Origin of the sequence: Paenibacillus sp. JSM ZJ436, assembly GCF_044383795.1 — a bacterium.
GTDB classification, from domain to species: Bacteria; Bacillota; Bacilli; order Paenibacillales; family Paenibacillaceae; genus Paenibacillus_AQ; species Paenibacillus_AQ algicola.
Map to the genome: position 1 here is coordinate 37,853 of NZ_JBISEO010000022.1, position 10,576 is coordinate 48,428.

A 10,576-nucleotide genomic window follows, 5' to 3' on the forward strand; every position below is an offset into this window, starting at 1 on the left:
TTAACTCTAAAGAGCTATAGCTTCCTTTCAAGAGCTCCCTTATCATGGATCATTGTAACTACGATGTGTACGAACTTATAAAGGAGCTAACCCCATGAAACGAATGGAATATAACACCCCGCCCTCCTCCTCTTCACCTGCTTCTAAAAGCGTTGCCTCTTCCGCTGCCAAGCGGACGCCTTATTTGTACCAGGCGGTCTGGAGATGGCATTTTTACGCCGGCATTCTTATCGCTCCGTTTCTCGTCATTCTCGCATTTAGCGGAGCTGTATACTTGTTCAAGCCCCAGATTGAAGGCTATCTATACAGGGACCTGCTTCAGGTTCAGCAGCCTGCGACCCCAAGGCTTTCTGCGGATGAGTTGCTGGACTACGTGAAGCGGGAGTATCCCGGCACCGCCATAACCTCGTTCACCTTTTCTGATGACAGCAAAGCCGCTGTCAAGATGAGCGCAATCCGCAGCGGTACGATGTCCACGATGTATGCCAATCCATACACAGCCGAGATTACCGGCATTCTGGACAATGACAAGACCTTCACCAGCTACTTCAAAAAGCTGCACAGCCAGCTTCTCATCGGCGGCACCTGGGCAAACCGGCTGGTCGAGCTCGCCGCCTGCTGGGCCGTAATCCTGGTCATTACCGGCTTGTATTTATGGTGGCCGCGAAGCAAATCAGCCGTGTGGGGCACCCTTCTTCCGAGACTGAGCAAGCCGGGAAGCCGCAGGTTCTGGCGTGATCTTCACGCTGTGCCCGCCTTTTGGCTCTCGATATGTATGCTGATCCTGATAGCAACCGGCCTTCCCTGGTCCGGCGTGCTGGGCGGTCAAATCAGCAAGCTTGCGAATGCGACTCATACCAGCTATCCGCCCTATGCCTTCAGCTTTATGGGGAAGCCGGAATCGGTCACAGTTACAAAAGAGATTGCCGAGCATGTTCCCTGGGCCACAGAGAACTTGCCCGTTCCTGCATCAGCGGCGGGCCGCTACCTTCCGCTGGCGTTACAGGAGGTGCGAGACATCGCCGACAAGCAGCGTATCGAGCTGCCGTATACGATTTCTCTCCCTCAAGGCGAGACTGGTGTCTATACCATATCCTCTGCCCACACCAGGCCCGTGCATAATGCCACCCTGCATATAGATCAATACAGTGGTGCGGTGCTGACGGATGTTCGGTTTGCGGATTACGGAATTCTGGGCAAGGCCATTACGCTCGGCATCGCCTTGCATGAGGGCCGGTTGTTCGGCTGGGTGAACCAGCTGCTCGGCCTTATAACCTGCATCGGAATTGTACTGATTGCTGTCAGCTCTTACGTCATGTGGCGTAAACGCAAGCCGCAGGGCAGGCTTGGGGCACCGGGCAGGCCGGAGGACCGCCGAACAACCCGGGTCCTGCTGCTGATCATGATGCTTCTGGGCCTCCTGATGCCGCTCGTCGGACTTTCTCTGATCATCGTCCTGCTTCTGGATCTGCTCATCATTCGGCGCATTCCTTCATTAAAGCACTGGTTCTCAGCTTAAACGAATAACGTAAAAAGGAGATTTCTATGAAATTGTCATTATCGCCTCATCCCTCGCTGTGGTTCAAGACCGCTGCGCTTCCCTTGCTGCTTATCCTGCTGCTAAGCGGATGCACCGTCAGCCCCTCTGCGGGTGCAGGCGGCCTGCTTCCACATCTCAATGCAGATCTGCAGCTGCCGGCGGAGCTGGTTCAGGGCCAGGACCATTCTTTTGAAGTAAAGGTTGAAGCCGGGGGCGCCCCCCTGCCAGGTGCTCTGGTCACCTTTGAGTTCTGGCTAGAGGACGAGCCGGACTCGATCCTCTCCATTCCAGCAGTTTCCGCCGATGCCGGACGATATACCGTTTCCTTTAATCCGGACCGTGATGGCTTGTATCAGGTACGCTCCCGAATATCCTCCGGTTCGCTGGAGTCTACCCTGACGCAGCGCTTTGCGATCGGGGAAGCCGCAGTCACCCGGCTGATTCAGCTGGAGCAGGATACTGCCGCACCCGTAATAGAAAACTCTGCTGGCGGCCATCATCATTAGGCTGTGATTAGGCAGAATTCCCACTTGCATAGAGAACCTATGTTCGGTATATAATATGTACAAATCGTGCAGAACGGACAGGAGGGGATAAGGAGATGAAGCAGTCACCGCTGCAGACGCAGGAAGAGCTGCTGCTGGTCAAGGAATCTGCTGTCTTGCCTGTCTTGCTGGACGTTCTGGAACGGGATCTTGCCGGCATGGAAGGCTCTGGCCTGACCAGGCTGTACGTGCAGCGCGTGAAGGAGATTCAGAGCTCGATCATGACACGCTTGAGCCTGCTCAAGCACGAGAGCCGCTCCCGCAGCATTGCAATTATTCACACTCGACGGCGGGAGCACTCCCTTCACGTTTCTTATCTTTGCCGGGGATACCGTCATCAGATGGAGCTGCAGTGGGACTTCGTCAAGGCCGATCTCGAACGGCGCCTGGCAGGAGTGCTCCGCATCAATTTGGAGGAGGACTCCCGCGAACCTGTACACAGCACACCTGCTGCTGAAAGGCTCAATAAACCAACATAGCGCAGCCTTCCCGAAGGAAGCTGCGCTGCAGGTTATAGCTTTATCGAATTGCCGGTGTGAGCCGAGCGCAGAGCCGCATCGGTGATGGCCATGGTTTTCAAGGCGTCTTCATACGAAGACAAGATCCGCGAAGCATCGCCTGTTCGTACGGCATGAATAAAGGCATCATTCTCACGTTCGTACGGATTGCCTGTGTTAGGATACTCTACCCACTCTCCCAGCTCTCGCACTCGAAGCTGATTGTGCTGCAGCTCCAGGCTGCCCTGCTCCGTATAGATCGTCAGGCCCACACGCTCTGTCTCCGGCAGGATACAGGTGTTGGAGATTGTCGCAACCGCGCCGCTGCGCAGCTTCATGGTTACAGTGCCTACATCATGCACCGTTACATCCTCATACTGCTCCTGTATCGCCCGCTGGGCAAACGCAGCATACACTTCGTCCACCTCTCCCATGAGGCAGCGCAGCAGATCCACAATATGTGTCGTCTGCTCTATAAACTGTCCTCCCGAGCCATCCTGCTTTCTCCACCAATATACCTGCGGCATATCGCCCATCCAGTAGCCCAGCGCCATGCCGGCTTTCCGGTGCCGAAGCAGCTCCGCTGCCCGTGCTGCTGCATCCGTGTACCGGAAATGATATCCAACAGAAGTGATTAATCCTGTCTGGCTTACCTCGTGCGCAATCTGGCGCGGCGTTTCCAGCTCTGCAGCGAGCGGCTTCTCAACCAGGAACGGAATACCACGGCGGATGAGCTGATGCTCAATGTACCCATGGGCAAACGGCGGCACACAAATATATACGGCATCCGGCTTTACAGCATCGAGCATCTGCTCTACATGATCATAAGCTGCGGCGGATGCATATCGGCCGGCGGCTTTCTCCGCTTTCTCCATGCTGGTGCCTACGAACGCCGCTACCTCCACCCCGTCCATCCGGGTCAAAATATCTCCGTGTGTTTTACTAAACCAGCCGGTACCAATGATTGCTGTTTTTAAAGTCATAGCTGCCTCCTTTAGCTGCTGTCGATGATTGCGTCACATTTAAACATTTCTCTCCCTCATTATATAGCCCCATTCATTTCATAGACTATTAAAAGTTGTATTTATCAGGATTCCAAAAAAAGTCCATATAATTATATCTTCCAATAGGCTCAAAGATCTTTAAATCCACATTAAACTCAAAAACCATAATTTCGCCTCTTAAGGCGGAATTCAGGCTTGTATCCACCACAGCGATTCTGTTCTCAGCCAGCTGCACGACGGCCTCACTTCCCTCATGCCCCTGAACCGTATAACTCGAATGACTCGGAGCTGACGGGTACGGCTTAAATGCAATCACAATCAGACACAATAAAATCCCTTTTAAAACTCTCGAGCTGCTTTTGTGCTCCATCGTCCTGCCTCCCATTCCCCTTTTTCAAAGCTTATATATGTATAACACTGCTCCTCTAGGGAAGTTTGGTTTTTTGTGGCTGGATGGATTGAAGTTTACCAGGACGATCGCTGAAGCTGGTCAAAAAAATGAGCCGTCCGTCTCATCATTTCCGAAGGGAGCTGTTTGGAGTGACTCCACTGTTTAGGAGACTGGCCATACATGCGCTTGAATTCCCGGCTAAACTGCGAGGAACTGACATACCCTACCTCCATAGCAGCATCGTTGACATTCATCCCTCCAGCCATCTTCATAGCCGCATGGTTTAGACGCATAGACTTCACAAACTGGATGGGCGACATCGTAGTCGCTTGCTTGAATTTACGGTGGTATACAGCCCGGCTCATCCCTACCTGTGCGGCCATATGATCAATGGTGAAACTTTGGTCCAAGTGGGCGGATAGATACGCAATAGAGCGGGAAATTTCATTACCGATTCCGAAGGCTCGCATGACAGATTCTCCTGCCTCTCCCTTCAACACAGTGTAGTATAGCTCCCGAAGTCTGCTGTCACCAAGCACGGCTGTATCTGCAGAGCTGCCGCCCAACTGCAGCAAACGGAATAAGGCTTCAGTAAATGCATCATCCCAATGCGCCAGTGTCAAGCCTTGCGGAACAGGGTCGCCTTTCGTTGTTCCAATTGCAGCCGAGACGCTTTCCATTTGGATAGCTAGTTCAGTCATCACTTTAGTGTTCAAAGAGATATAGACGCCCAGCAGAGGATTGTCCTGGGAAGCCGTCGGTGTTCCTGCCTCCACAGGCATCGACATGGAGCAGCACATATATTGACTGCTGTCGTACACATGAGATTTCCCATCCAATATCGCTTCTTTAGCTCCGCTTACGATGGCTACCACTGTGGGCTTGTACACCGCAGGAGCACAGCGAAGCGGAGTGCTGACCCGGAAGAGCTGCACCCCTTTGATCCCTGTTTCCATCATGCCATTTTCCGTCATTTTCTCATCAATAAGCTGCTTAATTTGTTGTTTTTCCATAAGAAAAGTATAACATGCTACACCCTTAAATATTATACTCCTGATACAATCAGGCATATTTTTAAGATAAATACGCCTGGTTCTGTCCTTCTATGAGATTTATAATCAGTTTAGAACAGACACAAATAAAGGAGCTTATCTCATGGCCAATCATATAAAAGGGAACAAACAACGATTTGGAGCTCAAGGCTGGACACCAGATCGGATAGGATCACTGGCAGGGAAAACCTATGTCATCACCGGCGCTTCCAGCGGTACGGGACTCGAAGCAACGCGATTGTTTCTTTCCAAGGGTGCAAAGGTCGTCATGCTGAACAGGAATGCAAAAAAATCGAAGGAGATCATTACCTCCTTAAAGCAGGAGTTCGGCAAGCATGCTGATGTGACGTTGATACAGATGGACTTGGCGGTGCAAGACTCTGTGCGGAAAGCCGCTGCAGAGGTCATGAAGAGGGTCCCACACATCGACGCTCTGATCTGTAACGCCGCTATTGCACAAGTCGCTAAACAAGAGCTTACTGTGGATGGTTTTGAAAGCCAGCTTGGTGTTAATCATTTTGCTCACTTCCTGTTATGCGGCTTGCTATTTGAACGCATTGAACAATCCGAGGGACGAATTGTTGTCGTAGGCAGCAATGGCTATAAGATGGGCGAAAAGAGGATTTTGTTCGAAGACCTCAATTTTGATAGAAATTACTCTCCCTGGGCTTCCTACGCTCAAAGCAAGCTGGCGCAAATGATGTTTGCCTACGAGTTGCAGCGCCGAATTCAGGCTTCAGGTAAGCATGTCAAGGTATATGTTTGTCACCCAGGAGCCTCACGTACAAATTTATTACAGGATACGGCCGGCACCTTTCAGAAATCACTTTGGTCCGTACTATCTATTTTTGCCCAATCTGCAGAAAAAGGAGCTTGGCCTGAGGTGATGTGCGCAACGGAAGACGGACTGGAGCAAGCCAAATATTATGGCCCGACAAGGTTTGAGATGGTTGGTCCGGTCGGTGAATGCTCGCTAGAGACGTTTGCCCTAGATCACGAAATGGCAGAACGATTATGGACACTCTCCGAGGAGAACACCTCTTTGCATTGGCCGTTGTAGCAGGCGAGGTTGGTTCTGCTATCGCAGAATATATTTATGTTAATTGTGCATAGGCATCTTCCTGCTCGTGCCTGTACCGTAAATATAAAAAATGATCCCTGCAGCGCAGGAATCATCGTCTTACATCCATACTACTATAAAAACTAGAATTGAACAAAGCAACTGAATTGGTTCGGGTAGCTTGGCAGGAAGCGAAAAACAATTCCACTGCATCCCGAATTGAAGCTGCAGTGAATGGTGTCGCTGCTACATCTGGTTTGCTCGCATTAATATTCATTACTTCAACTCCTTTGGCTGTAGGTGCTGGTTTGGAGTGAAGTCTCAGGGTGTGGACAACCAAAACCAGGTTGCCCCCCTCGGTTCGCTCGGCAGCTATGTGATCTACCTACAAAACCACACCGCCCTGTAATTAATTTTCTCTTGACTTGAAAGCGTTAAATTCAAATCCTGGCATGGTTTGGATCGGGAAACGGGCATAGAATACCTACCTTAGCGTCTACAATGGGAAATAGAGCGTGCAGACACTAGGTAAGTAGATGTTCATGCCGTGTAAGGTAGGACGAGGTTTCCGTCACACCTCGGATGGCGCTCGGCTTACGAAGCTTTCATGGAAGAGGATCTATGGGAGCATTATAATAAATATAGGGAAAGTGGTGATGATTGTGGATTCAGTTCCGTTTTCTGAGTTAGGACTTTTTGTGTTAATTTTTGTTGCTTTGTTGGTCGTAACTTTGAGGAAACAGCGTAGAAAAAATCAGATTCGAGCCCTCGCTAGTTAATCGCTAACATCGAAACTATCGAATCGAAACGAAAGGAGTTGTGAAAGTTGAGGACGGTTAAGGAGTACAATGGGTTTAAATATCGAAAAGACGAAGAATACTTATATGTTTATTTTGAGCCTACGCCTCATAAAAAAGGATATGTTCATTCTTTCAGGTTGTTGCCACGTCCTTTTTCAAGTATAGAAGAATTTATAATAAATGGAAGAGTATTTGAATGCAGTGACCTCCAAGCATTTGAAATATTTGATCCTGAAAAATCAGAACATTTAGAACGTACAGGCATAGGCTTTACTTGGCCCAACAATGGATTAAAAAAGTTCTTTGAAGTAGTGAATGTTGATTTTGATTTAGATGGATAAAAGAAAAAGCATTCTGCTGTAAAGCAGAATGCTTTTTCTTTAGTATACAGTGAAGGTGATATCACAGTCAGGCAACACTCGGGATATAGTACCATTCGTATCAAAGCACCAACCTGTTATTAATGCTTCATATCTACTTGGTCTCAAATTAGGATTGAAGGTATCACTACTAGTTATCCCAGCAAAGTTCGAAGCGGAAATGTCTCAGTTGCTCACGTATGCGCCGGTGTTTGCATTTGTGATCTCAATATTCCCGTTAAAATAATAGAAGAAACTTAGACCAGGATTTACCGACCAAAGCATTGTTCCATCGTCCCATTGATCTCCAGCGGTGTATACTATACGCACTGTACCACTCGTACCAGTACATGTTCTCAGTGGTTCAATTGATGTATTTGTTCGTTGAGTTTTTTGTGTTGCTTCATCGTAACAAAAATTTTCTGTGCTTGAAGGGTTGTCCTTAACAGAACTAGATGGTTTCTTAGGAGTGCCAGTTACGGGCTCAGTAGACTCTACTGATTTTGAAAATGGTAGTTGTGATTCAGTGTCTTGAATCGTAGATATGGCCGATGAGGACTGATCTTGAGAAGGCGAGATATAATGCTCAGCAGCTATACGGCCTCGATGTCTCTCCGACCTTCATCTCTAACGTGACCAACAAGATTATCCCTCTCGTGAAAGAATGGCAGACGATGGAAACAAAGACGTCCTGGGCATGTGGATTGGTGAGAATGAGTCTGCAAAGTTCTGGCTCAGTGTGCTCAATGAATTGAAAAATCGCGGCGTTCAGGACATTCTCATTACTTGTGTAGATAACCTTACAGGCTTCTCACAAGCGATTTCAGCTTGCTATCCCAGCACGGAAATCCAAAAATGTATCATTCACCCAATCCGCAACTCCACCCGTTATGTATCCTATAAAGATCTCAAGAAGGTGACCTCGGATTTAAAACCGATCTACAAGGCGACGACGGAGGAGATGGCTCTGCTGGAGTTGGACCGGTTTGAGGAGATCTGGGGAACCAAGTACCCATTTATTATCCGTTCATGGCGCAATAATTGGGGAGAACTTGCCACGTTCTTTAAGTACCCGCCTGAGCTTCGCAAGCTTATTTATACGACCAATATGATTGAGAGCTACCACCGCCAACTCCGTAAAGTGACGAAAGGGAAAAGCATCTTCTCTACGGATGAATCTCTTCTCAACATGCTCTATTTAGTGACGGTCGATGTTACCCGCAAGTGGACAGGTCGTGTCCAAAACTGGGGCCAGACCTGCTTCAACGATCCGTGTTTTATCCTGAACGGATTGGTCAGCACTTGCCTTAAAGAGCCACCTTCTCTTAACAGGGGGTACTCTTGATTTGGAGTTTACACAAACATATTGACAGACCCGAGTCAACAAATGCTCTTGCAGCTGCTGATGCCTTAATGTCAGGCTTGAGACAATAAAGGTAACGTTATTCCATTTCCACATTCCTATTCTTATCCTTTGCGATGACTGGCCTCCAATAATAAGGGATCCATTAACACAAAATATAATTCCGAAAATACTCAATTGGACTTGAAGCATCCTCTTCCATACTACTTGTAATAACAGTAACTAAACGATTTTCTTCATTAACAAAAATATATTGTCCTCTCATCCCCATTGCGTAGTATGTTTTTCTCTTTTCGTCGTCTTTGTTCAATATCCACCAATGATACCCATATGAAATGTCTTCTGATAGAATGATCTTACTATCCGTTGATTCTTTAATCCACTCTGCAGGAATAAGTTGTTTGCCTTTCCACTTTCCTTGATTTAAATACAATATCCCGAATTTCAGCATATCTTCTATCTTCATTGTCATACTAAAGCCACCTATTGGAATCCCTTGCGCATCTCGATGCCAATGATAATCTTTAATTCCTAAAGGTGAAAACAAATATTTAGTCGCAAAAGATACAGTATCCATTTTCGTAGTTTGCTGCAAGATAGCGCTTACCAAATGGGAATTACCACAACTATATTTCATTTCTACTCCCGGTTCTAATTCAACGGGTTGTTCTAAAATGAATTTCACCCAATTTTTTGTTGACATCATAGCTTCATTACCTGGCCAGCTCAACCCCGAAGCCATCATCAGTAAGTGCTTAATCTTAATATCTTTCTTTGAATCCTCAATATCTGAAAAAAAGTTCGAGACGGAAACATTTTCACTTTCAACATACCCCTGCTGAATTGCAATTCCACACAGTGCAGAAATAATGCTTTTTGTTATAGAATACACCTTATGCTGCTTGTCCTTTATTTTTCGATTCCTATAATACTCAAAGACAGTAAAGTCATCTTTATATATAATACAGCTTGAAATTTTATCCTTCTTAATTGCTTTAGATAAATGATCTAACTTAATACTAACTACCTCCCTTTCTAGAATATTTTACATCCCAATCAGCTTAGAATTAAAGTCCAGAACCAGTACACCGCATTTTTAACTCTTCAAGCTTAGAAAGCTTGTTCCACCGCTACCTACCAATACAAGCTAATGCATCCTTTATCGTGTTGGTTATCTGCTCAGTATAATCGTTTATGAAGAAATGCCCACCGGAGAACACCTCAATTCGATAAGAGCGGGATGTATATCTGCCCCACGCTTCCACCGCTGGAACAGGGATTTTTTCTTTGTCGCCGTGAAGCAGAAGAAAATCACTTTCTAGTACCTGATATTTCTGACGTGGTATGAACGTTTCCAGATTCCTGAAATCCGAAGGGGTTATGAAACTAACATTCTGCATGCTTCCCACGAAGTAGAGCGAAGAGCCTACTTTATAGTAGAAGAGAAACTACCATTTGGGCTTTCTTCCATTTAAACATATTTCTACAGAAATAAACAAGAAATCCCAGTAAGAGAACAATACTCAATACTCAGGAGGCTATCCCCATAATATGTTGTTGTAAATATATACCAAATTTAGGTAGGGATTCAATTTGTGAGAATCAAATCTTTAACTATTGGTACATTGTTGGGAGTGTCAATGATATTCGGCTCTATTAGTGCGAGTGCTTCCCCTGTTAGTACCGACTCCGTTTCTCCTTATGCAAACCAAAATTTGATTCTGCGCGTAGGTGAAGTTTACAATGTTAACGGTGCTGTCTTCATGCTTAATAATCCGCAGAATGCAATCGTTATTGAATTTGGCACATATGTTAAGGGATTAAAACCAGGAACAAGCGGGTCTGTCAATAAGTTTGTGTAAACTCTAAATCAAGAGTTCCCCTGTTAAGAGAAGAAGATGCTCTTTAAGGCAGATGCTGGCCAATCCGTTCAGGATAAAAGACGGATAATTGAAGCAGGATCTG

The 10,576-nt window shown here is 46.9% G+C and carries 10 protein-coding genes and 1 pseudogene; 6 read left to right on the forward strand and 5 right to left on the reverse strand.

Annotated elements, in window-relative coordinates; all coding sequences use genetic code 11:
- The first annotated feature begins 103 nt into the window (after window positions 1-103).
- The 3 genes from ACH6EH_RS18705 (at window position 104) to ACH6EH_RS18715 (ending at window position 2,564) form a co-directional block, all read left to right on the forward strand.
- Window positions 104-1,519: a PepSY-associated TM helix domain-containing protein gene (locus tag ACH6EH_RS18705; protein ID WP_397333392.1), complete on the forward strand. Its 1,416-nt coding sequence runs from the start codon at window positions 104-106 to the stop codon at window positions 1,517-1,519.
- A gap of 26 nt (window positions 1,520-1,545) precedes the next feature.
- Window positions 1,546-2,046, forward strand: a complete 501-nt coding sequence (locus tag ACH6EH_RS18710) for a FixH family protein (RefSeq protein WP_397333382.1) — start codon at window positions 1,546-1,548, stop codon at window positions 2,044-2,046.
- 95 nt (window positions 2,047-2,141) lie between these two features.
- Window positions 2,142-2,564, forward strand: coding sequence for a YhjD family protein (locus ACH6EH_RS18715; RefSeq protein ID WP_397333383.1), 423 nt, complete (start codon window positions 2,142-2,144; stop codon window positions 2,562-2,564).
- A gap of 32 nt (window positions 2,565-2,596) precedes the next feature.
- On the opposite strand, the gene ACH6EH_RS18720 is transcribed toward ACH6EH_RS18715, so the two are convergent.
- The 3 genes from ACH6EH_RS18720 to ACH6EH_RS18730 form a co-directional block, all read right to left on the reverse strand.
- Complete coding sequence (locus tag ACH6EH_RS18720) at window positions 2,597-3,565, reverse strand: Gfo/Idh/MocA family protein (protein WP_397333384.1); 969 nt, start codon at window positions 3,563-3,565, stop codon at window positions 2,597-2,599.
- 88 nt (window positions 3,566-3,653) lie between these two features.
- A complete protein-coding gene (locus ACH6EH_RS18725) occupies window positions 3,654-3,956 on the reverse strand; it encodes a hypothetical protein (protein ID WP_397333385.1) in 303 nt (100 codons plus the stop codon).
- 95 nt (window positions 3,957-4,051) lie between these two features.
- Complete coding sequence (locus ACH6EH_RS18730) at window positions 4,052-4,990, reverse strand: AraC family transcriptional regulator (RefSeq protein WP_397333386.1); 939 nt, start codon at window positions 4,988-4,990, stop codon at window positions 4,052-4,054.
- Between the two features lie 142 nt (window positions 4,991-5,132).
- Here ACH6EH_RS18730 and ACH6EH_RS18735 point away from each other — a divergent pair, with 142 nt between their 5' ends.
- Window positions 5,133-6,089 (forward strand): SDR family oxidoreductase, encoded by a 957-nt coding sequence (locus tag ACH6EH_RS18735; protein WP_397333387.1) that lies wholly within the window; start codon window positions 5,133-5,135, stop codon window positions 6,087-6,089.
- Window positions 6,090-6,201: 112 nt separating this feature from the next.
- On the opposite strand, the gene ACH6EH_RS18740 is transcribed toward ACH6EH_RS18735, so the two are convergent.
- Window positions 6,202-6,366, reverse strand: a complete 165-nt coding sequence (locus tag ACH6EH_RS18740; RefSeq protein ID WP_397333388.1) for a hypothetical protein — start codon at window positions 6,364-6,366, stop codon at window positions 6,202-6,204.
- Window positions 6,367-6,915: 549 nt separating this feature from the next.
- Between ACH6EH_RS18740 and ACH6EH_RS18745 the strand changes: the two genes are divergently transcribed.
- Together ACH6EH_RS18745 and ACH6EH_RS18750 are read left to right on the forward strand one after the other, a co-directional pair.
- The gene (locus tag ACH6EH_RS18745; RefSeq protein WP_397333389.1) at window positions 6,916-7,230 is read left to right on the forward strand and encodes a hypothetical protein; all 315 of its coding nucleotides are present in this window, start codon (window positions 6,916-6,918) and stop codon (window positions 7,228-7,230) included.
- A gap of 605 nt (window positions 7,231-7,835) precedes the next feature.
- Window positions 7,836-8,559: pseudogene (locus tag ACH6EH_RS18750) on the forward strand (IS256 family transposase); the annotation flags it as partial.
- A gap of 197 nt (window positions 8,560-8,756) precedes the next feature.
- Here the strand turns inward: ACH6EH_RS18750 and ACH6EH_RS18755 are convergent.
- A complete protein-coding gene (locus ACH6EH_RS18755) occupies window positions 8,757-9,653 on the reverse strand; it encodes a serine hydrolase domain-containing protein (RefSeq protein WP_397333393.1) in 897 nt (298 codons plus the stop codon).
- Window positions 9,654-10,576: the final 923 nt, after the last annotated feature.